Origin of the sequence: Pseudomonas sp. CNPSo 3701, from assembly GCF_028674975.1 — a bacterium.
Lineage (GTDB): Bacteria > Pseudomonadota > Gammaproteobacteria > Pseudomonadales > Pseudomonadaceae > Aquipseudomonas > Aquipseudomonas straminea.
Map to the genome: position 1 here is coordinate 453,606 of NZ_JAQZSI010000002.1, position 21,506 is coordinate 475,111.

General features: G+C 62.7%; 20 protein-coding genes and 2 pseudogenes. 5 read left to right on the top strand and 17 right to left on the bottom strand.

Translation table 11 applies throughout. The features are described 5' to 3' along the window. Positions 1–42 precede the first annotated feature (42 nt). Complete coding sequence (locus tag PVA39_RS08875) at positions 43–1,554, bottom strand: site-specific integrase (protein ID WP_274123763.1); 1,512 nt, start codon at positions 1,552–1,554, stop codon at positions 43–45. A 175-nt stretch (positions 1,555–1,729) separates the two neighbouring features. Here PVA39_RS08875 and greB point away from each other — a divergent pair. Further along, positions 1,730–2,059 (top strand): annotated as a pseudogene (gene greB, locus PVA39_RS08880) (transcription elongation factor GreB); the annotation flags it as partial. A 7-nt stretch (positions 2,060–2,066) separates the two neighbouring features. Here greB and PVA39_RS08885 read toward each other — a convergent pair. From PVA39_RS08885 to PVA39_RS08895, 3 genes are all read right to left on the bottom strand, one after another. Beyond that, positions 2,067–2,366, bottom strand: coding sequence for a class I SAM-dependent methyltransferase (locus PVA39_RS08885; protein WP_274123764.1), 300 nt, complete (start codon positions 2,364–2,366; stop codon positions 2,067–2,069). Between the two features lie 216 nt (positions 2,367–2,582). Next, on the bottom strand, positions 2,583–3,017 hold the full coding sequence (locus PVA39_RS08890; protein WP_274123765.1) for a DoxX family protein: 435 nt from the start codon (positions 3,015–3,017) through the stop codon (positions 2,583–2,585). A 102-nt stretch (positions 3,018–3,119) separates the two neighbouring features. Beyond that, positions 3,120–4,529 carry a transglycosylase SLT domain-containing protein gene (locus PVA39_RS08895; protein ID WP_274123819.1) on the bottom strand — a complete coding sequence of 470 codons (1,410 nt, stop codon included), beginning with the start codon at positions 4,527–4,529 and terminating at the stop codon, positions 3,120–3,122. Between the two features lie 203 nt (positions 4,530–4,732). Between PVA39_RS08895 and PVA39_RS08900 the strand changes: the two genes are divergently transcribed. The 3 genes from PVA39_RS08900 to PVA39_RS08910 all read left to right on the top strand — a co-directional run bounded on the left by PVA39_RS08900 (position 4,733) and on the right by PVA39_RS08910 (position 7,535). Continuing rightward, a complete protein-coding gene (locus PVA39_RS08900) occupies positions 4,733–5,578 on the top strand; it encodes a TatD family hydrolase (protein ID WP_274123766.1) in 846 nt (281 codons plus the stop codon). A gap of 138 nt (positions 5,579–5,716) precedes the next feature. Beyond that, positions 5,717–7,201: a methyl-accepting chemotaxis protein gene (locus PVA39_RS08905; protein ID WP_274123767.1), complete on the top strand. Its 1,485-nt coding sequence runs from the start codon at positions 5,717–5,719 to the stop codon at positions 7,199–7,201. 115 nt (positions 7,202–7,316) lie between these two features. Beyond that, positions 7,317–7,535: a hypothetical protein gene (locus tag PVA39_RS08910; protein WP_093504365.1), complete on the top strand. Its 219-nt coding sequence runs from the start codon at positions 7,317–7,319 to the stop codon at positions 7,533–7,535. Here the strand turns inward: PVA39_RS08910 and PVA39_RS08915 are convergent. The 9 genes and pseudogenes from PVA39_RS08915 to PVA39_RS08950 all read right to left on the bottom strand — a co-directional run bounded on the left by PVA39_RS08915 (position 7,511) and on the right by PVA39_RS08950 (position 16,506). Then, complete coding sequence (locus PVA39_RS08915) at positions 7,511–8,308, bottom strand: acyl-CoA thioesterase (protein ID WP_274123768.1); 798 nt, start codon at positions 8,306–8,308, stop codon at positions 7,511–7,513. The genes PVA39_RS08910 and PVA39_RS08915 overlap by 25 nt on opposite strands. 95 nt (positions 8,309–8,403) lie before the next feature. Continuing rightward, positions 8,404–9,165: a CHAD domain-containing protein gene (locus PVA39_RS08920; protein WP_274123769.1), complete on the bottom strand. Its 762-nt coding sequence runs from the start codon at positions 9,163–9,165 to the stop codon at positions 8,404–8,406. Between the two features lie 22 nt (positions 9,166–9,187). Next, a complete protein-coding gene (locus tag PVA39_RS08925; RefSeq protein ID WP_274123770.1) occupies positions 9,188–11,182 on the bottom strand; it encodes a transglutaminase TgpA family protein in 1,995 nt (664 codons plus the stop codon). Beyond that, on the bottom strand, positions 11,179–12,135 hold the full coding sequence (locus PVA39_RS08930) for a DUF58 domain-containing protein (protein ID WP_274123771.1): 957 nt from the start codon (positions 12,133–12,135) through the stop codon (positions 11,179–11,181). The genes PVA39_RS08925 and PVA39_RS08930 overlap by 4 nt, the downstream gene beginning before the upstream one ends. Further along, complete coding sequence (locus tag PVA39_RS08935) at positions 12,132–13,049, bottom strand: AAA family ATPase (RefSeq protein WP_274123772.1); 918 nt, start codon at positions 13,047–13,049, stop codon at positions 12,132–12,134. Before PVA39_RS08935 ends, PVA39_RS08930 begins: the two co-directional genes overlap by 4 nt. Before the next feature lie 137 nt (positions 13,050–13,186). Then, a complete protein-coding gene (locus PVA39_RS23385; RefSeq protein ID WP_443200949.1) occupies positions 13,187–14,059 on the bottom strand; it encodes a methyl-accepting chemotaxis protein in 873 nt (290 codons plus the stop codon). Next, positions 14,045–15,145: pseudogene (locus PVA39_RS23390) on the bottom strand (HAMP domain-containing protein); the annotation flags it as partial. The pseudogene PVA39_RS23390 and the gene PVA39_RS23385, both read right to left, overlap by 15 nt. 431 nt (positions 15,146–15,576) lie before the next feature. Continuing rightward, positions 15,577–16,185 (bottom strand): flavin reductase family protein, encoded by a 609-nt coding sequence (locus tag PVA39_RS08945; protein WP_274123774.1) that lies wholly within the window; start codon positions 16,183–16,185, stop codon positions 15,577–15,579. Positions 16,186–16,233: 48 nt separating this feature from the next. Continuing rightward, the gene (locus tag PVA39_RS08950) at positions 16,234–16,506 is read right to left on the bottom strand and encodes a hypothetical protein (protein WP_093504351.1); all 273 of its coding nucleotides are present in this window, start codon (positions 16,504–16,506) and stop codon (positions 16,234–16,236) included. A gap of 138 nt (positions 16,507–16,644) precedes the next feature. On the opposite strand from PVA39_RS08950, the gene PVA39_RS08955 reads away from it, so the two are divergent. After that, the gene (locus PVA39_RS08955; protein WP_274123776.1) at positions 16,645–17,691 is read left to right on the top strand and encodes a patatin-like phospholipase family protein; all 1,047 of its coding nucleotides are present in this window, start codon (positions 16,645–16,647) and stop codon (positions 17,689–17,691) included. 12 nt (positions 17,692–17,703) lie between these two features. Here the strand turns inward: PVA39_RS08955 and PVA39_RS08960 are convergent, their stop codons facing one another. The 4 genes from PVA39_RS08960 to PVA39_RS08975 form a co-directional block, all read right to left on the bottom strand. Beyond that, positions 17,704–18,777: an AI-2E family transporter gene (locus PVA39_RS08960; RefSeq protein ID WP_093504347.1), complete on the bottom strand. Its 1,074-nt coding sequence runs from the start codon at positions 18,775–18,777 to the stop codon at positions 17,704–17,706. A gap of 47 nt (positions 18,778–18,824) precedes the next feature. Further along, on the bottom strand, positions 18,825–19,625 hold the full coding sequence (locus PVA39_RS08965; RefSeq protein WP_093504345.1) for a DUF4892 domain-containing protein: 801 nt from the start codon (positions 19,623–19,625) through the stop codon (positions 18,825–18,827). Between the two features lie 136 nt (positions 19,626–19,761). Further along, a complete protein-coding gene (locus PVA39_RS08970) occupies positions 19,762–20,625 on the bottom strand; it encodes an alpha/beta fold hydrolase (RefSeq protein WP_274123778.1) in 864 nt (287 codons plus the stop codon). Next, entirely contained in the window at positions 20,622–21,425 is an 804-nt protein-coding gene (locus PVA39_RS08975; protein WP_093505084.1) for an alpha/beta fold hydrolase, read from the bottom strand. Before PVA39_RS08975 ends, PVA39_RS08970 begins: the two co-directional genes overlap by 4 nt. Positions 21,426–21,506: the final 81 nt, after the last annotated feature.

Consider the following 21,506-nt stretch of genomic DNA (forward strand, 5'->3'; position numbering starts at 1 on the left):
CGAGGAAAGCCACCGATACTTAGATCGGCATAAAAAATCCTTTTACCACCATTTCCGCCCGGCCTTTCGCTCGCACTCTTCCATTTTCTCTCGGACATCATCCTCAGTAGGCTCCAAATAAACCGCGCTGGACTCGATGTTCCTGTGGTGCATAGCATTCTTGATTTCGAGCCTGGTGATACCTGGAAGTTTTCCTAAGCGATATCCGTAAGCGTGGCGATGCCCATGCTCGGATGTTCCTAACATCTTATTGTGGGGAAGACCGATACGATTCACAGCAGCCCTGTGTAACTCTCTAAAATTTTTGAGCGTTTCGGGGTTCCCGCTAGAGTTGGTGAAGGCATAAGGATGATTCCCGCCTTTAGGTGGCTCGACCCGCTGATGTTCCAGATAAAGATAAAACGTCGCCATGAACTCTTTAGCCTTGCCAATTGGACAAAACTGCACAGTGAGGTAGTTATCTCCAGATTCATTGAGCAGAGGAGCTTTCCACCCTGCATGCATTGCCTGGGAGCGTGGAACTTCAGTACGAGGCACCATTCCGAACTCGTGCAACAAGTACTCGCGACGATTTTTATATCTATCATCAGGGCTCTTACCCAATGACGGATGATAGATTCTGACAATCAACTCACCACGCTTCCAATCCATTACGAAATCTTGAAGATAAAGCTGAAACACCTCACTTTTCCGCACACCACCATAATGAAGCAAAAGAGTAATTGCTCTTCCCTTGTAATCGATGAAATCGTGCTCGGTAAAAGTTTGTGAACCTGCGTTGACCAGTTGAGCATTACTTTTCACGGATGTCGCGTTCTGAAACGTCTTCTCTCTTAGATCAGCACCATCTTCAATGTGCACGTTTTCGTACGTGGCACACAAATGGGTGATTTTGGCGGGATCTGAGGACTTTGGCTTCCGCACCCAGCCGTTAACCATCAAATTATCAATTTCGCTTTCAGGAAACCGCTTTGTAGGCCTTCTAAGACTGTTCAGCTGTCGTGAAAATTTAATAGACCTGACTGTCTTCGCATTCTCCACAGCCTGCGCCCGATCACTTAGGTGGCTCAGGAAAACATGACTTTCCTTATTGAAGTAGGCGCACCAGTTCAAGCGCTCTTCAGTGTGGGTGGCTTTCCGAAAAGGGTTTGCCCTACGGGTATTATACTCAGGTTGTTCTGCAAGCCAGTCAGTGTAAGACGTTAGGTGCGCGAGTATTCCAAGATAATCCTCCTCTGAACGAGGTGACCAATAGAGCCCACTCGGATCACTGAGGGTATCTGCGTCGATGGTTCCGTACATCAGAGCACGGACACAACCACGTAAAAGATCTTCTGTGCTATCAAAATAGCCTTCGTTCGCGTTCATGTACTCGATAAGCTTACGAACAGCAAACGCGCTCTTCTCCTTCCAAGATTCACTTCTCCCCCGAATCGATAGATAGCGCAGATGAGAAATCAGCAGTCCATCCTGGGTCAGCGTGCCAGGCAATTTCTGGCGCACCCCAGTCCTGTCACTTCGATAGCTCGTCTTCACCTGGACTACGTACGCCATGTCTAGGCCCCTTTAGCGGGAACACCCGTGTTCGATTGATTTTCGCTCATAGAGCAATACTACATAGTAGTTAGTATTCGGAGCTTGCCGTGAATTTTACGGTGATTAGACCTTCCTTTATGGACTCGCGCCAAGCTAGCGGCAGAAAGGTAGTAGGTTTGGGTATCGGTGCTAATACACCTACGGCAAGAAAATGCTGCGCGAAATCGACAGCCGCGTGCGCTTTCTGACCAAGCGTCTGGAGAAGCTCAAGGTGGTGGATACCCGCCCCAGCGACCCGGACAAGGTGTATTTCGGCGCCTGGGTCACCATGGAGGACGAAGACGGCGTTGAGGCGCGCTACCGCATCGTCGGCCCCGACGAGCTCGACCTCAAACAGAACCTGATCAGCATCGACTCGCCGCTGGCCCGCGCGCTGGTCGGCAAGGGTCTGGACGCCGAAGTGCGGGTGCAGACGCCGACCGGCGACAAGTATTGGTACATCGTCGCCATCGACTATCCGTAAGCCAGGTTCAGCGCAGCGTAATCAGCCCCTGTCGGGCGACGCGCGTCAACTGGCCGAGCGCCTCGGCACTCGGTCGTTGCAGCACGGCGAAGTCGAAGCTGTTATCGGCGAAGCGCTGCAGCGACTCGCCCTCTTCGGCGAACTGCACGAGAAAGGCACGCTGGCCTTCGCGGCGTACGGGCCAACCATCCAGATAGCGCAGAAGCGTCGGCTGATGAACGCCACCCAAGAGAATGCGCGGGTTGCGGCGAACCAGTCGGGTAGTGATGGGAAGGATACGAATGTGTGCAGCCTGGGAGCAGCTCATGGTGTTTGTCTCCGCCTCGCAAATCCCGCTGGGCAGCGGTGGAGGCAACACCGAACCAGCGCTTTAGCGGAATTTCAGGACTCGATGAAGAATCCCTGAGGCGCCCCGCAAGTAGCTGTCTAAATCGGCGCAAGTGGTAATCCTAGAGACTTGCCGCTGAGCCTGTCAACAAGCAGAAAAGCCCGCATCAGCGGGCTTTCTCGAATGGCGCGGTGATCAACCGGCGATGCGCTTGTCCAGCGACAGACGCCCGGCGCCCTCGATCAGCAGGGCCAGCGTGGCAGCCAGCAGCGACAGAGCGAACTCGTAGCCATTATTGGCCATGAAGAAGCCATTGCCGATATGCACCGAGAAGATCGCCACCAGCATGGTGAACGCCAGCACCGCCGACGCCGGGCGCACCAGCAGGCCGATGACCAGCGCCAGGCCACCGAAGAACTCGGCGCTCCCGGCCATCAGGGCCATCAGGTAACCCGGCGCCAGGCCGATGCTCTCCATCCACTGGGCGACGCCCGCCAGGCCGTAGCCACCGAACCAGCCGAACAGCTTCTGCGAGCCATGGGCCATAAAGGTGATGCCGACCAGCACGCGCAGGACGGTCAAGCCGAAGCCGGCACGGGTGGTTGCCAGGGATTTGATAAAGGCGTTCATGGTGGGACGATCCTGTGCTAGGTGAGTGAGATGGCGGCATATTAATTCAACAATCAAATATGAATAGCGAATAAAACCGCTACAACCGATCCATTTATTAGATTAATTGCGAGCGCTCACCTTTTGCGCAGGCTCCAGCGAATAACGCTCACGCGCGTAAGCCAGGTAATACTTGTTCACCGCGTTGACGTAGCTGACCACGCCCATGCCCAGCTGCTCCATGGCCACCCGCTCGACCTGAAAGAACCACTGATCCGGGTTCAGACCGCGCCGCCGCGCCTCGGCGCGAAGGCTCTGCACGCGCTGCGGCCCGAGGTTGTAGCCGGCCAGCACAAAGGCCATGCGCTCGCGCTCGTTGAGCCGCGGACTGTTGAAGAAGCCACGGCGAATCTTGGCCAGGTACTTGGCACTGGCCTGAACGTTGTTCTCGATGAGTGAGATGTCGCTGATACCCACGCTGCGCGCCGCGGCGGGGGTGATCTGCATCAGGCCGGTGGCGCCGCTGCTGCCGCGGGCCGTGGGGTTGAGAGTCGATTCCTTGAAGGCCAGCGCCGCCAGCGCGAGCCAGTCGAAATCATGCTGCTCGGCGTAACGCTGCAAAACCGGTCGCACCCGTTCCAGGCGCTGACGCTCGGCGCGGCCCATGGGCGAATGCACTTTGTAAAGACGCCGGTAGACGCGCTGGAAGGCGGTGTCCTGATCATCGGGCGCCCGGTAACCTTCCAGAAAGCGATCGACGCTGGCACTGAGCATTGGCGCATCGCGGCGCATGTACCAGCGCATATCGCCCTGATCATCGAGCACCAGATGGCGATCAACACGCAGCTTGGGCATCACTTTGGCCCAGCGCTCGGCAATCGGCAGCTCCGCGGCGGTGAAATCGAAAATGCCGGCCTGGACCATTTCCAGCACGTCCTCCACCGCGAGAGTCGGGTCCACCCACTCGACCAGGATGGGCGGCAGCTTGCGCTCGGCGAGCTTGAGGTTGATGTCGTGCAGGGCGTCCTTGGCGACGCTGCCAACCGGCAGCGACAGGCTGCGGCCGGATAGCTGCTCGAGCCGCTGATAGCGGCGGTTGCCCTGGCGCGCCACGATCACCACCGGCACATCGCGACGTATCGCTTCGCTGGCCAGTACGTTGCTTCCCTTGCCGCTGAGTAGCTCGCCGGGTGCAACCAGGTCGCCCTCGCCGCGCTGTAGGGCGGCGAGCAGCTGATCCTTGGCTTTGGGAATCAGCTTCAGGCGCAGGGTGCGCCCGTCACGGGCATTGCGATTGAGGTACTGCTCCAGCGCGCGCAGGCGCTGATACTCGACACCGATGCTCTGCCCTTTCACCTCGCCGGAGCTATTACGGCTCTGGTTGACCAACACGCGCAGCTCGCCGGACTTACGGATGCCTGGCAGATCCCGCTGCGCAGCCGGGCTGGTGACCTCCAGCGGGCCGGCGATGCGCGCCACTGCCGGCAGCGGCAGCGAGAGCAACAGGCAAATAACGAGAAGGACGCGCAATATCGATGCTCCGATAGCGAAAAACTGGCTGGCCGCCAGGGGCGATGATTCGGGAAACCGGTGCTAGCGCGGGAGAAGCTGCAAAGTCAGCACCAAAGGCTATTTTCAACTTCACGAATCGACCACAAGTTTTTGTAATTGTTAGCTTTTTATTGAAGATAAAAAGCTCTGCTATGCTGCGCCCTCTCGTTTCACAGGGTCACACCATGCAACTCATCGACATCGGCGTCAATCTGACTCACGCAAGCTTCGACGATCAGCACGTCGCCGTGCTCGAACGCGCCTCCGGTGCCGGCGTCTTCCAACTGGTGTTGACGGGCACCAGCCTGGCCGAAAGCGACCATGCGCTGAGCCTGTGCCTGAAGTTGGATGAGCGCGGTGAGCGGCTCTTCAGCACCGCCGGCGTGCATCCCCATCACGCCAGGCACTGGAACAGCGACGACAGCAAACGCCTGCGCGCCCTGCTTGCCGAGCCTCAGGTCCGGGCCGTGGGCGAATGCGGTCTGGATTTCAATCGTGACTTCTCGCCCCGCCCGCTGCAGGAAAAGTCTCTGGAAGAGCAACTGAGCCTGGCTGCCGACCTGCAGATGCCGGTATTTCTCCATGAGCGCGACGCCCACCCGCGCTTCGTACAGATTCTGCGCGACTACCGAGACCGCCTGCCGGCCGCCGTGGTGCACTGCTTTACGGGCGAGCAGCGTGCGCTATTTGACTATCTGGATCTGGATCTGCATATCGGCATCACCGGCTGGATCTGTGACGAGCGCCGTGGAGCACACCTGCACCCGCTAGTGAAGGAAATTCCCGCCGGCCGCCTGATGCTGGAAAGCGATGCGCCCTACCTGCTACCCCGCAGCCTGCGCCCGAAACCCAAGGGTGGTCGCAATGAGCCGGCGTTTCTGCCCGAGGTGCTACGCGAGGTGGCGCTGCATCGCTGCGAATCCCAGGACGAAGTGGCCAGGCACACCACGGCCTGCGCCCGCGCGTTCTTCGGCCTGCCGGCAATCGCCGAGCCGAGCGACGAGCAATCAGGCGATTGGGATTACCGCTGATCGGCTTGCGCCGGCATCACGGCGGTTGAACAGCCCACAGGCCGGCTGCTCTTGACCCATATCAAGGGATGGTTGATTTGCCCATGAAAGAATAATGGCGCCTTGCCAGCAATTCATTCATGTCGAGAGCAAAAAAACATGCCCGTCTGGATCCGCGATATCTCCCTGAAACACAAGTTCTGGGCGGTCAATGCCGTCGCCTTTATCACCACCCTGCTGCTGGTGCTGTTCGCCATGCTTCAGGAGCAGGACACCTTTACCCAGGCCGCCCGTGCCAATGCTCAGCAGCAGGCGCAACTGTTGGCTGCCTGGCCGGTTGACCAACCAATCCCCGCGACCGCAGGTTTGCTTACCTTCAAAACTGGTGAAGCACCGAAACTGCCCGACGGCGTTGATGCGACGCCGTTAAAAGCCGCTCGCGGCTGGGTCGCCTTGGAACATGACACCCTGTTTGGCAGCGACCCGCTGCTCGGCGCTCAAGTCATCGAGCGCGGCGCCGAGCAGCGTATCGCCGTGCTGGCCAGCGGACGCAGCCTGGCCCAGGTGTTCGCCGAGCGCGCCGGCCATTACGCCCTGGCGGTGGCCGTGCTGATGCTTGCCCTGCTGGCCGCCTCGCAGCTGCTGATCCGTTTTCTGCTTACCCACCTCAACACCCTCAAGGACGTAATGCTGCACGTCGAGAAGAGCGGTGACCTGTCTGCTCGTGTACCGCTGCAAAGCCGCGACGAGGTCGGACAGATGGCTGGCGCCTTCAACGCCATGCAGGACGGCTACCAGCGGGTGGTCGGCGCGGTGATCCAGGCCGCATCACAGCTCGACGAAGGCACCGCTCGGCTGGCGCAAGGTATGCAGGCAGTGCGTCAAGGCATGCTCGGCCAGCAGAGTGAAACCGATCAGGCGGCCACGGCGATCAACGAGATGTCGACCACCGTGCACCATATCGCCGAACACGCCGCCACCACCCGCGACCAGTCGCAGACCGCCGACCAGCTCGCCGGAGTTGGCCAGAGCGTGGTCACCGGCGTGGTGGACGCCATCACCGGGCTATCCAGCGGTGTGCGGCAGACGGCGAACCTGATCGAACAGGTGGCCGCCGACAGCCAGAAGATCGGCAGCATGGTCGGCGTCATCCACGGCATTGCCGAACAGACCAACCTGCTGGCGCTCAATGCGGCCATCGAAGCGGCGCGGGCCGGTGAAATGGGCCGCGGCTTCGCCGTCGTGGCAGATGAGGTGCGCAACCTGGCCAAGCGGGTGCAGGACTCCACCAACGAAATCACCGGCATGATCGGCACACTGCAGATCGGCACCCGCGATGCGGTGGCGTTCATGCAGGAGAGTTCGCTCAAGGCCGACGACTGCGTACGCGCCGCCCATGAAGCCGGCGACGCGCTGGCAGCGATCACCGGCGCGGTGGCGCAAATGCGCGAAAGCAACACGCAAATCGCCGTTGCAGCCGAGCAACAGAGCCAGGTTGCCGAGGAAATGACACGTTCGGTGATCGGTATCCGCGACGTTACCGAACAGACCGTCGAGCAGACCCTGCAGTCGGCCACCACTAGCAGCCAGTTGGCGGAGCTGGCTGGCGAACTGTCGCGGGCCATCCGCCAGCTCAAAACCTGAATACGGAGGATCGCTTGGCAGATAGTAGAAAGCCTATCTGCCGTATAGCGCGGATCAATTCGCGACCTCACGGGCCGCGCCATAGACTGACTCCATCTGATGCAGGAGACAGACCATGAATACCCAAGCCGCTACCCTCGCCCGCCAAACCGAATCGCTGGACATGCCGATGCTGGCCATTGCCCTGCCGCTGCTGCTGGTCTCACTGGTGCTAGCGGGCAGTGGCGCTGGCGCCCTGTCCCTGGCGCTGTCCGGCCTCGGCGCCATCGCTGCCTACACTCTAGCGCGCCAGGCGCTGCTGGCCAGCGATCAGGCGAAAACCGTTACCGTCTGACGGCTGATGGCCAGCAAGTGGCCGTCCGCGCTCCACAGCCCCGCCGCTATGTGCCCGTAGCCATCGCTGGCCTGTTCGATCTCGGCGCGATAGAGGCACCACTGATCAACGGTGACCGAACTCAGCGGCTGGATGAACTCGATGGTCCAGGTGAGCGAACTGCCAGGCGCCGGCTTGCTGAGTAGCGACAGCACGGCCGGCGGCCAGGCATCGACCAGTGCCAGCAGGTGCGCCTCGTCGAGCATCTGGCTCGGCGCCTGATCGCGAAAACGTACCCAGCCGCCCATCTCTCGAGAAGGATTGCCACTGAACGGCATACCACCCAGGCCCCAGCGCATCTCCAGATGCCGGGTGAATTCCGGCGTGACCTTCGCGATGTATGGAAACCCCTGACTCTGTTCGGGCGCCTTGATCACCGGCGCAGGCAACGCCTGCACGCTGACCGAAGACTGGCGCGGTGTTCCGAAGCTGCCCTGAATCAGGGTGACCACCTCGCCGTTCTGCACGGCGCGCCCCAGCACCTGGCTCACCGCCGAACCGGAGCGCAGCACCTCGGCCTCGAAGCTCACTGCCACGCCCGGCGTGGCCGGCGCCACGAAGGTGATCGCCAGCGAGCGTGGCAGCCTGTCGGCAGGCACCTTGCTGCGCATAACCGCATACACCAGCGCCGCCATCAGGCCACCGAAAGTCGTACGCCCCTGGGCCCAATCCGGGCCAATCGTCAGCGCCTCTGGCGAGCGCTGTACCTGCTCCAGTAACTCGACGAAATCCATGCTCACCTCGCTTGCCGTTCAGCCGATGGTAAGAGACTGGCGGCACTACCGCGAGCCTCTCGCAGGCGGCAGTTCGGCCATTGTCCCGGCTGGATTTATTGCAGCGCTGCCAGCAGGCGTGCCTGGATCGCCTGTGCGGTGCTCTCGGCCGTCTTCATCGACTCGCTCCAGGCGGGGATGAAAGCCCGCAGATCCGGCTCGCGCTCGGCGGTCGCCAGCCACTGAAAATGGTCGTGCCAGTCGCCGAGGGCTGCCTGGCCTTTCTTGAGCAGCTTCAATTGCGCGGCAGAGAGCGACGAAAGTTGCGGATAAGCCTCGGCGGTATAACGCACGCGCTTGATCAGCAGCCGCACCTGATGGGGATCATGCTCGGCATCGCCCAGGGCCTCGACCAGCTTGGCGCGCTGCTTGCGCAGGTAACGGCATACCTGCTTGTGCAAATTCTCGAGTTCTCCACTGGCTTGTTGAGCAGTCAACTCCTGCGGCCACTCATCCAGGGCGCGAAACAGCGCTGGCAAGGCTCGGCTACCCAGCACCAGCGCATCGCCCTTGCGGCGCTGCACCAGGCGTCGATCCGCGGCGGCGTGCTCATCACTGGCACGCAGGGTGGCGATCAGCACTTCCAGGTCACGTAACGGGCCAGTCAGTTGCCCGAGCTCGGCGGCTCGGCGCTGCAACGACTCGCTACCCGCGGCGCCCTTGAGCGGCTTGAGCAGACTGCGCAAGCGGCGCAGGCAGACTCGCAGATCGTGCAGCGCTTCCTCATCGGTCTGCGCCTGTAAACGCTCGCGACAGGCATAGAGCGCGATCTGCAGGCGCAGCACTTCGCTGCGCAACGTACCGACAAAACCACTCATCACAGAACTCCTGAAAAACCGCTCAAGGGGATCGACTCCAGCGCCAGGGCAATTGGCGGCGCAATGTCTTCAGCTGCCGTAACAGCGCCTGGGAGGATACAGTTTGGCCCGCGTAACGTTGCGCTTCGAAAGCCTCGCTAAAGGCGTGAATGGCATCCGCCTGTTGGGGCAGCGCTTCAGCCGCACGCCGGGCGAACGCCCGCGGGCCCTCGCCGGCCTGGCGTCGTATGCCGTGCTGGGCCAACAATTGCTCGAAGCGCTGAAAGATGCGTAGCGTAGGGTCGCGCTCGACGCGCCAGGGTTTGAACAACCACAGCGACAACAGCCCCAGCAGCAAACCGCCACCGCCGACCAGGGCAAAAATCAGCCGACCGGCATCGACCTGGCCGAACCAGCGCTGCAGAAGTTCGAACTGCTGCGCCCCCTGGTAACCGAGTACCCAGCGCTGCCAGCCGTAGTTGAGCTCGTCCCAGGCCATGCGCAGCTCGTTGAGCCAGGTCAGGTTGCGGTAACGCAAGGGCGAGAACGGCGAGTCGGTGAGAAAGCTCTGCTCGCCCGCCAGAGCCTGCTCCAGCCCCTGCTCGATGCGCTCGGGAGCGACCTGAAAGGTCGGGTCAACGCTGGTCCAGCCCGTTTCCGGCAACCAGTATTCGACCCAGGCATGGGCGTCGAACTGGCGGACCTGCACGTAGTTGCCGCTGCTACCGAGCTCGCCGCCCTGATAACCGGCCACCACGCGGCTGGGAATACCCGCCGCGCGCAGCACGAAGACCATGGCGCCAGCGTAATGGGCGCAGAAGCCACTGCGCGTCTCGAACAGAAACTCATCGATGGAGTCAGCGCCCAGGGTGGCTGGCGTCAAGGTGTAGACGTAGGGCTGGCGGTTGAAATGGCTGAGCAGCGCCTCGACCAGTTGCTGGTCCTGCGGATACTGGCGGCGCAATTCCTGGGCCCAGGCGCGACTACGGGCATTACCCTCAGGTGGCAGGCGCAGCAGCGACTTCATACGGTTCGCCGGCAGCTGCGGCTCACGCAACGCATCTGGCCAGGAGCTGACGTCATAGAGCAGCGCGCGATCCACCGGGCGAACGCGCTGCAGGCGGAAGTCGCCCATTTGCCGGGTGCCTTGCAGGTCGGTCTGCGCCACATCGAGGCCGAACAGCCAGGGCCGTGTGGTGGGCTGCATCACCACGCTGTAGCGCAGCGCCTCGCCGCGGGGCTGCCACTGCGGCGCCGGCGAGAACTGTTCAAGCGACGACTGCGACCAGCGCCGGCCATCGAAATAATCGAGCGTCAGTGCGCGCCAGTACAGTTCGCTGCGTGCCGGCACGCGGCCCTCGAAGCTGGCGCGAAAAGCCAGTTCGCCAGAGCGGGTCAGCTCGGCGATATCGCCAGGCGCCATGCTGTCGGCCAACCCGGTGACGGCGCCGCGCTCGTTGGGCACCGGTAGCGACCACAGCGGCCCCAGCCGCGGAAAGAACAGAAACAGCAGCAGCATCAGCGGCAGCGCCTGCAGCAGCAAGCTGGCCGACAGACGCAGCGTACGCCACGGCCGCGTCGCCGTGCCGCTCTGCTGCAAACCGATCAACGCCGCCAGCAGAGCGCACACCGGCAGCAGGCTGAACAGCGCAACGAGCATGCCGTCATCGAACAGGTAAGCAGTCACCACCACGAAGAAGCCGAGAAAGATCACCACCAGTGCATCGCGGCGCGTGCGCATCTCCAGCAACTTGAGGCAGAACGCCGCGACCAGCAGCACGACGCCGCCATCCAGCCCGACCAGAGTGCCGCGCGACAGGAACACCCCAGCCGCCGCCAACACGATCAGGCCGATACGCACGATGAGGCTGGGGTAGCCGGCGCGCATGCGGAAAATCTGGATGCGCCACGCCGCACAGCCCAGCCACAGGCCGATCACCCAGATCGGCAGGTGAAAGGCATGGGGCAGGATGACCAGCGCCTGGGCGACCAGCAGCCAGGTCAGGCTGATTCGCGGAATGCCGGCGATGCTGCTCATGCTCGCGCTCCATGCAGGGCCAGCGCACGCAGGCATTGTTCGCGGTGGCGTTCGCCGATGGCCACCGGCAGTGATTCGTTCGGCAGTTGCAGGGCGAACGGCTGCCGACGCTCGGAGAGCACCAGTACCCAGTGACAGAGCAGCGACAAACGGCTTTCCAGGTCGCCGGTGAGCGCGTCGAAATCCAGCAGCAGGTCACGGCCGCTCTGGGCGGCAAAATCCTTGACCAACAGCCCTTGACCTCGCGAATAGGCCTTCCAGTGCATCCGCCGGCGTGAGTCGCCGGGCTGATAGGTGCGCAACCCCTGAAAGTCATCGCTGCCCTGCCCCTGGCTGACCAGTCCGGCCTGCTCGTCATCCTCACCGCCGCCAGCCGCCATTGGCAACTCGCCCTCCAGTGGCCGCGGATAGACCAGCACCGCCTGATCGAGATCAACGTGGCTCCAGGCAACCAGCAACCCCAGCGGGAAACGGCTTTCCACCCGCAGGCGGCCAGGCTGCAGCCAGCCACGGCGCTGAGTCTGCAGAGCCAGCTCGCACTCGACCGAGCCCTGCGCCGGTACGTCCTGCTGCTGCAGCTCGGCCGGAGGCCAGCCCAGGGCGATGGCCTCATGGGCGCGGCCGCGGCTCTCCAGGCGTACCCGCAGCCGCGCCGCCTCGCCGGCGAATACCGCGCCGGCGCCACCGGCGTGCAGGACCAGCCCGGCCATGTTTCGATAGGTATGCAGGATGGTCACCACGAACACCGAACCGAGCAGGAAGGTCAGTCCGTAGGCCAGGCTGCTTTGGTAATTGATGGCAGCCAGCAGCATGACCAGCAATGCGAACAGAAACGCCACACCCACGCGGCTCGGCAGGATGAAGATGCGCCGCTGATTAAGCTGCACACTGCCTGCCGCCGGTATGCGCCTGGCCAGCCAGCGATCCCAGCGCTGCCTGAGGGCACCGGTCAAAGCGCCGGCACCTCGCGCAGCAGCCACTGCACCAGCGCGCCACCACCATGCCCGGCGGGGTCGGCCTGGTCACGAAGGCGGTGCCCGGCCACCGACGGCAGTACGGCCTGCACATCCTCGGGAATCACATAATCGCGCTCGGCCAATAGCGCCCAGGCACGTGCCGCGGCCAGCAGCGCCAGGCTGCCGCGTGGTGACAGGCCCCAGGCGAACTGCGGCTGGGTGCGGGTGGCCTCGACCAGACGCAGCACGTAATCGACCAAGGCATCACTGACGCGAACCTTGGGCACTTCGGCTTGCAGCTTCGCCAGCTCCGCGTGATCGAGTACCGCGTCCAGCGTCGGCAGTACCAAGCGACGCGGCTCACCCAACAGCAGGGCCTTTTCCGCGGCGCGGGCTGGATAGCCCAGCGACAGGCGCATCAGAAAGCGGTCCAGCTGCGACTCCGGCAACGCGAAGGTGCCACTCTGGCTGATCGGGTTCTGGGTGGCGATGACGAAAAAGGGATCGGGCAGCGGGCGCGTCGCACCCTCGATGGTCACCTGGCCCTCTTCCATGGCCTCCAGTAGCGCGCTCTGGCTCTTCGGCGTAGCGCGGTTGATCTCGTCCGCCAGGACCAGCTCGGCGAACACCGGGCCGGGGTGGAACAGGAACTGTCCGCTGTCCTTGTCGAACACCGAGGTGCCAAGTATGTCGCCAGGCAACAGATCGGAAGTGAACTGGATACGCTGAAAGCTCAGCCCAAGCACCTTGGCCAGAGCGTGGCTCAAGGTAGTCTTGCCCATGCCGGGCAAATCCTCGATCAGCAGGTGACCGCGGGCCAGCAGACAGGTCAGCGCCAGGCGAACCTGCGCCTCCTTGCCGAGCAGTACCTGGTTGATGGTATCCAGGCAGGCATCCAGTTTCGTGTGCATCGTCCACTCCTCAGGCAAGTGGCTCGATGCTACTGACCGGAAGGCGGCGGGCAAAGCGTTACGTAATGTTTGCTGACGAAACTGTGTGCCAGGCCCACACCTGGTACTGATCGTGTGAAAGCCGCAGTGCAGAGCGGCTAGAGACGAAAGTGCGCGGCCATGCCCTGCAATTCACGGCTCAGCGCCGCCAATTGCTGGCTGGAGCCGGCGTTCTCGTCCATGGCCGCAGCGGATTGCTCGCCCAGATCGCGAATCGAGGTGACGCTGCGGTTGATGTCCTCGGCCACCGCAGTCTGCTCCTCAGCGGCGGCGGCGATCTGCTGGTTCATGCCGTGGATCACTGCGACGGAATCGGCAATCCCGGCCAGGGCCTGCTGGGTATGCCGAGCGTCATGCACCACCTGCTCGACCAGTTCATCGCTCTGGCGCATATCGGCAACCGAACGGATGGCGCCGGCGCGCAGCGTGCCCAGCAGGCCTTCGATCTCCTCGGTGGATTGCTGGGTACGCCGCGCCAGCGCACGTACCTCGTCGGCCACCACCGCGAACCCACGCCCCTGCTCACCCGCCCGCGCCGCCTCGATGGCCGCGTTGAGCGCCAGCAGGTTGGTCTGCTGGGCCACGCTCTTGATGACTTCCAGCACCGCATCGATATTGCGGGTGTCCTGGCTGAGCTGTTCGATGCCTTGCCGGGTGACGGCCATGGCCGCGACCAGTTGCTCGATACGCTGCAGGGTCGCCCGTACCACTTCGCTGCCGGCATCGACCCGCGAATCGGCCTGAGCGGTGGAGACAGCGGCCTGTTCGGCATTCTGCGCCACCTCGTGAACCGTCGCCGCCATCTGCGTGATCGCGGTAGCCACCAAATCGGTCTCCTCCTTCTGGCCACTGACACCCTGACGCGCCTGCTCTGTGACCGACGACAAGGTCTGCGCCGAGGTGGAAAGCTGCGCCACGCCATCCTGCAAGCGCCCGACCATGGTACGCAGATCCCGCGACATACCCTGCATGGCCAGCAGCAACTGGCCGATCTCGTCGCTGCGCTGCACCTCGATATCAGCGCTCAGATCACCGGCAGCAATGCGCTGCGCCACGGCAGTGACCTGCTTGAGTGGCCTCACGATCACTCGGGTAATGATCAGCGTCGCCAGCAGGCCGACCACCAGGGCCGCCGCCGCGGCAACCAGAATCAGCAGCGCACTGGTGCGCACCAGGGTATGCACGGCGGCCTTCTGCTGGGCATAGGCCTGGCTGACCAGCTCGACCACCTTGTCGGCCCGCTCGACCAGCTTGGCGTGCTCTTGCTGTTGCTGCTGCAACAGCCCGGTGTACTCCTGCAGCCGCTGGTTGAAAGAGTCGATATTACCGACCACCTCGGCCAGCACCGAGCGATACCCCGGATCACGCAACGCATCACGCAACTCGGCGGCCTGTTTTTGCGCATCGACAGCTTCCTGGATGGCGGTAGTCGGCACCTCGCCGCTGCTGCGGCTGTTTTCCAGCAGCACGCGGGCCTGCTCCAGGGCTTGTAGAAGCAACACATGTACCTTGCCGATGCTGCCGGCCTGGGTGATGGAGTCGGCGCCTTCGGTTCCCTGGCTGTCCTTGAGGGAGTAAACGCCGTCTTCGGCCAAACCGTCCTTGAGCAGATCCAGGCTGTTGGCCGCACCGACCACCAGCCATTTGGCGGCATCCAGAGACAGGCGCATATTGTCGCTCTGCTCCACATAGCGGTCGAAGACCTGCACGTACTCGGCGATATCACCGTCGACCTGCTGCAAGGCCTGACGCTCGTCGCCAGCCACCTGCTCGCTGAACTGCGCCACCTGCTCACGAATCGCCTGCGCCTGCTCGTGCAGGTGCTGGGTCTGGGCGGCATCACCGGTGATGATGAAGGCCTGCTCGGTACGGCGCATCTGCGCGACCTTGTCGTTGATGTCGCTGAAATGCTCGAGCAGGGTAAAACGCGCCCCAACATCACGCAACGCAAAGAACCCGGTAGCCGCCACTACCAGGGTGAGCACCAGCACCACCCCGAAGCCCATGGACAATTTGGCCGCCGTCGCCAGACTGGCCAAGCCGCGAAGAGAAACCATTGTCGACCCTCTCGTGCTGGGCGGATGCCCTCATGCTCGCAACAGTGAGGCACGCAACTAATGGCGACAAGCCAGCAGCGAGGCGTCAGGTGGTTTTGACTAAAAAGATGTCGTTTTCAGAATGTTGCTGGTTATCGGAGAACAGGTCGGGCGAAAGCAGCACATCGCAATCACCAAGGCGGCGGCTCTAGAGTCGGGCTGCACCTTGGCTAGCCGGCATCGGCGGGACAATCATACGATGCACATCGCCTGCTAGGTCGACAGCAGCTCCGAGCGCGACACGCTGTTGCTGACCAGCCGCGATTGATTCGACGGCTACCGCATCTGTTACCGGCACGCTCACCTGCAGGCGGGTCGCGAGGCGCTGGCGCAAATCAGCACCCAGGCCAATGAGCGCACGCCGCGCTCACGGGTCGAACTCCACTAATAGATCAGAGCGGGCGTTGCAGATCGAAGGTATCGCGGGTGCGGCTGTAGGCAGCGCCACCCAAGCGACCGACCAGATCAAGACGTTGCGGGTCGACGCGCCCTTTCTCGTTGAGCACCTCGTCACTGATATGCGCCAGCAGCACTTCGGCGAAGATCAGATGATGATTGGGCTGCGCCTGCGGATAGCCCATGATCTGCGCGACGCGGCACTCGAATGCCACCGCAGCGCCTTTCACCCGCGGCGGTGCAACGCGCGTGCTCGCCAGCGAGTCGATGCCGCAATGCACGAACTCACTGGTGCTGCGCGGCAGGATCGCTGCGCTGGCGTTCATGGCTTCTGCTTGGGCGAAACAGACCAGGTGAATGACCAGCTCGCCGGTTTCCTGAGCATTGCGCAGGGTGTCTTTCAATGCGCCGTCGTCACGGTTGCCGACGTTGACCATCAACGTCGCCGGCTCGTCACTGATCACCTGAAAGAAGCTGAAGGGGGCGAGATTGGTTACCCCCTCGCTGGAAATGCTGGACACCCAGGCAATGGGCCTGGGTGTCACGGTGGACGCGAGCCAGCGGTAGCGATCCAGCGGGGTCAGGTCAGCGAAATCGAGCAGCATGAGGGTCTCCGGCAGTCAGGTTGACGCCAGCTTACTCCAGTACACGACTCAACGGCCTGCTCGGGACTCGCGAATATAGAAACGCGCCTTCTCGGACTTGTCGGTACAGCCACGATAGGCTTCGAACTGCTGCTGGGTCTTCGCCGCGGTCATCAACGAGGCCGCTTTGGAGTAGCTGACCGTGCCGGCAAAACCTTCGGCCTTGGCCAGATCCAGTTCACGCCAGGCAGCATCGAGTTGGGTTGCACAACTATCGCGGTAGGTCGTGGTCGCTGAGCAGCCCGCCAACAGCGCAATCGGTAAAAGAATCCAGGCTTTCATGTCGCATACTCCAGAGGTTGGCCGGCAATCAGGTCACCGGTGTTGTTTATGACGATAGGCTAGAGAAAAAGTGCCACTATCAGCGTGCTGCACAGCGCAAATTGCGTTGCCGTTGCAGTACGAATCAGGGAGAGCTGGATGAGCAAGAAAGTGGCTTTGGTACTGGGTTCGGGCGGCGCGCGTGGTTACGCGCATATTGGCGTCATCGAAGAGCTGGAAGCACGTGGCTACGAGATCGGCTGCATTGCCGGTTGCTCGATGGGGGCGGTGGTCGGCGGCATCTACGCCGCCGGCAAGCTCAAGGATTACAGCGACTGGACGCAGAGCCTGGACTATCTAGATGTGTTGCGCCTGCTGGATGTCAGCTTTCGCCTGGGTGCCATCCGCGGCGAGAAGGTGTTCGGGCGCATTCGCGATATCGTCGGCGAGATTAACATCGAGTCATTGAACATCCCGTTCACGGCAGTGGCCACCGACCTCACCAACCAGCAGGAAATCTGGTTTCAGGAAGGCTGCCTGCATCAGGCGATGCGCGCCTCGGCGGCGATTCCCAGCCTGTTTACCCCGGTCATTCAGGGCAAGCGCATGCTGGTCGATGGCGGCCTGCTCAATCCCTTGCCCATCGTGCCGGTGGTCTCGAGCCACTGCGACCTGATCATCGCCGTGAACCTCAACTCGGCCCATCAGCAGCACTATCAGTTGCCCGTCATCGAACGCCCCGCTGCCCTGAAGGGCCGCTTCGACCAAATGATGACATCGCTGGGCTCACGGCTACCGTCGCTGCGCCGCAAGGGCGGTGAGGACGATCCATTGCTTCTCCAAGGCGCTGCGCTGCCCGAAGCGCCGGAGCAGCCGGACCTCTGGCTGCAGGAGCCGGCGAACCCTCACGGCCAACAACCGGCCGCTGCTCCACAAGACGACAGCGTCCCCAAATCGGCAAGTGGTTCGCGGGTCGCACAGATGGCAGGCCCGGCATCGCTGCTGGAGTTGATCAACCAGAGTTTCGAGGTGATGCAGACGTCGCTGTCGCAATACAAGATCGCCGGTTATCCGCCGGATATCCTGATCAACGTGCCCAAACGCGTGTGCCGCTTCTTCGAGTTCTACAAGGCGCCGGAACTGATCATGCTGGGCCGGCAGATCGCTCGCGATACCCTCGATAAATACGAGCGCGGCGACCGTTGAGCCGACTCGCCCTCACAACGGCGGCCGGCGCTCCTCACGGGGCGGCAGGCCAGCCGGTGCTTTGTGAGCGACCCAGTCGCTGAGCAGGCTGTAGGCGACGGCCAGCAGAGTCGGGCCGAGGAATAGCCCCATGAAGCCGAAGGCCAGGATGCCGCCGAACACGCCGAGCAGCACCACCACCAGCGGCAGGTTGCCGCCGCGGCTGATCAAGTAGGGTTTGAGGATGTTGTCCACGCCGCTGATGATGAAGAAGCCCCAGATGCCCAGGAAGATCGCCATGCCGATCTCGCCCTGCCAGATCAGCCAGCCTACCGCCGGCCCCCAGACCAGAGGCGGCACCATGATCAGGCTGCAGGCGAAGGTCAGCACACCGAGCACCAGCGCACCAGGAATGCCCGCGATCATGAACCCGATATAGGCCAGCAGCGCCTGCGCCACCGCAGTACCGATCACCCCGTTGACCACCCGCTGTACCGTACCGGCGACCAGCTCGAGGTAATGCTGGGCGCGCTCACCGATCAGCCGCTCAAGCAGGCTTTCGACGAAGGCAGCCAGACGCGGGCCGTCACGATAAAAGAAGAACACCAGGATCAGGCTCAAGGCCAGTTCCAGGAAGCCGCCGCCGATCTTGGCGCTGCGTACCAGCAGGAAGTTGCCGACCTGCCCAAGATAGGGCTGCACCGTGGCGAACAGTGCCGATCCCTGCTGATCCAGGGTTTCCCAGATACTCACTAGGCGGTCGCCGACCAGGGGCACAGAGGCCAGCCAGCCTGGCGGTGGCGGCAGGCCATCGACCTGAAAGTCCTTGAGCATTGCGGTGGCGTCACGGATATGGTCGGCGAGATTAAAGCCCAGCATCACCAGCGGCACCGCCACCAGCACGATCCACACGCCGGTCAGCAAGGCGGCGGCAACCGACTGCCGGCCTTTCAATACACGGGTCAGCCAGCGCATGACAGGCCAGCTGGCGAAGGACAGCACGGCCGCCCAGAACAGCGCGGACCAGAACGGCGCCAGCACCCAAAGGCTGGCACCCAGTAGCCCCAGGAGCAGGATCTGCACCAGCAAGCGGTCGTTATTCGGCATTTTTCAGAACTTCCAGCAAACCAGACTCAGGCCTAACGCAGGCGCGCTCAACGTAGCACGTCGATACGCAAACCGTCGCCGGTGCTTTCGCCGATCTCTAAGCGTGCGGCCCTGACCTGATCGTCGATCAACGCCTCACGCCAGGCCTCGGCATTCACCCCGGACAGGCTGACCCGCAAGGTGCTGTCGAGGTTGAGGCTGCGCGCCAGCACCTCCGCCCACTCGGGGCTGGGTTGGTCCCGTTCGGGCATGCGCAGCGTGCCAGTGCTCTTGAGTTGCCGAGAAAGAGTCGCCGGGGTCGGCAGCACCTTGGCCAACGGCTGCCCGGCCTTGAGCAGCTCGGCATGCAGGTAAGCACGGCGATTGCCGCGGGTGATGCTGTAAAGCGCCACCAGGCTGTCATGGCGCGGCTCGGCCAGGCGCAGCAAGGCGTAGGCCTGCTGGTCATCCGAGCCATAGAGTGTGGAATTGCCGAATACCGAGTTAGCCCACAGGCTGCTGGAGCCGCATTCGCGACCCTGACACCAGTACAGCAACTGAGCATCCTGATCCTGTAATGCCTCGCGAGCCTGAGTGAACACCTCATTGGCGCTGTGGGTTCCCGGCAACTCATAGGTAACGGCGGTAAGCGCGCCTTGCACCAGCACTTCACGCTCGTAACGCAGGCGCCCGCTGATGCGGCGTACGGTTCCCTGGGGATACACGCGCTCCTGCTCAGCCTCTTCCTTGAAGGTGACAATTTCACTGCCGGCGAAACGCGGCAACACATCGAGATCGCGGCTACCAGCCACATCGGCGCCGGCCAGAGGGCTGACGAGCATCAGCGCGAACAGGTAGCTCAGACGCATGCCGATCCCCCGATAGCAGCAGGCATTTGCAAGTAAGCAGGCAAGGTGGGCAGCGCATCCGGCGCGACGGTGAACAGGTCGGTCATGCAGATCTCCATGGCAGTGCCCGACACCTTTCCCCAGTTGCCACGGGCCGTCAAGGCGCGCTAAGGAATGCTTTGAAACAGTCTGCTACGAGTTGTGCACCCTGCTCGTCATCCAGATGCAGATGGTGACCGCCGGGCCGGCGTTCGACGCTGATTTCGGTCTGCGCAAGCAAGTCAGCCAGACCATCCCGTGTCGCCAGCAGCCCTTGTTCGGCCAGCACCAGGCAGGTCGGGCAGCGCAGCGCGGTGACGAACGCCTGCGCGTGGGCCTGGGTCAGCCGCAGGGGCGTGGCTAGGGTCAGGCGGCTGTCGGTGCGCCAGGTCAGCCCGCCCTGCACCGACATCAGGCCGCGCTGCGCCAACAACATCGCCGCCTCGAAACTGACGTGTCCGACACCGCGCTGGCGCACCTGGGCAGCTCGCTCGATGTCGGGATAGACCGGCTTGCGCTTGGCGGACAAGGTCAGGCGGCCACGCAGCGATTCCGCCAGGGTAGCGACTGCGCCATCGGCCTCGACGGTGGGCGGCACCAGCCCGTCGATCAGCGCCAGGCGCTGCACGCGCTCGGGAAAGGTGGCCGCCAGCAGCACCGAAACGATGGCACCCATGGAATGCCCAAGCAGGCTGAAGCGGGGCCAACCAAGCTGCTCGGCGACCAGCAGTACGTCGTGCACGTAGTCCCACAGGGCATAACCGGTACCCGATGGGCGATGAGCCGAATGACCGTGCCCGGCAAAATCCACGGCGACGATACGCATGCCCGCCAATTTGGGAGCCAGCCGCGCGAAAGTCGCCGCATTGTCGAGCCAGCCATGCAGGGCGATGACCGGATGTCCATCGGGCGGCCCATAGACTTGAGCGGTCAGCTCGATATGCGGTAGGTGCAAGCGTATTTCTTCGGGGATACAGGTCACTGCATCGTCTCGCGAGGTTGCTGCCAGCGGGCGAACAGGCGCCGAAGCAACTGCGCAGTGGCATCCGGGTGTTCGAGGGGGAACATATGCCCGCCGGGCATGATCAGAAATTCGCCGCGTGGCGCCCTTCGTGCCATGCGCCCGTGGTGGGCGAGCACAACACGGCTCTCGGCGCCTTTTACAAGCGCCAGCGGCACCTTGAGTTGTTGCGGCCGCCCCGGGCTGATATGCGGCACGCTCCGATAGATGCTCATCTCGGTAGCGGCCTCGAAACGCAGGCGCAGGCCCTCTTCACCCGGGTGAAGACCGTGCTCGACATAGGCGTCCAGGCATTCAGGGTCGAAGCGGCTGAACAGCGTACGCTCAGCGAAGTAACGACGCGCCTCATGGCCGTCGACAAAGGCCTCGCGCCGCCCCTGGGTACGCCCGGCTGGGGTGAGCCGGTCGATAAAGCCGAACCGCTTGGCCGCGTGAATCACCAACTGGTCGACGCGGCTGAGCACCGGCGAGTCGAGCATGACCACGCCCTGATACAGATCCGGGCGAAGCAACGCCGCATGATAATGCAGCACACCGCCCAGCGAGTGGCCTACGCCCCACACCGGCCCAGCGCACTGTTCGAGATGGTGAATCAGCTCGTCGACCAGGTTGCTCCAGTTGTCATTCACTGGGAAGCGCGGGTCATGGGCATGCTGCGCCAGGTGCTGCACCTGGTACTCCGGCGCCAACGCCGCGAACAGCTTGCGGTAGGTGGCCGAAGGAAAACCGTTGGCGTGGGCGAAGAAGATGAGCTGATCCATGGCAATCGCACAGGTGGCAGGCAGTGCTGGGATTGTCAGCCAGCCTTGCCAGGCCGACAACGCCTGTAACGGTCAGGAAGC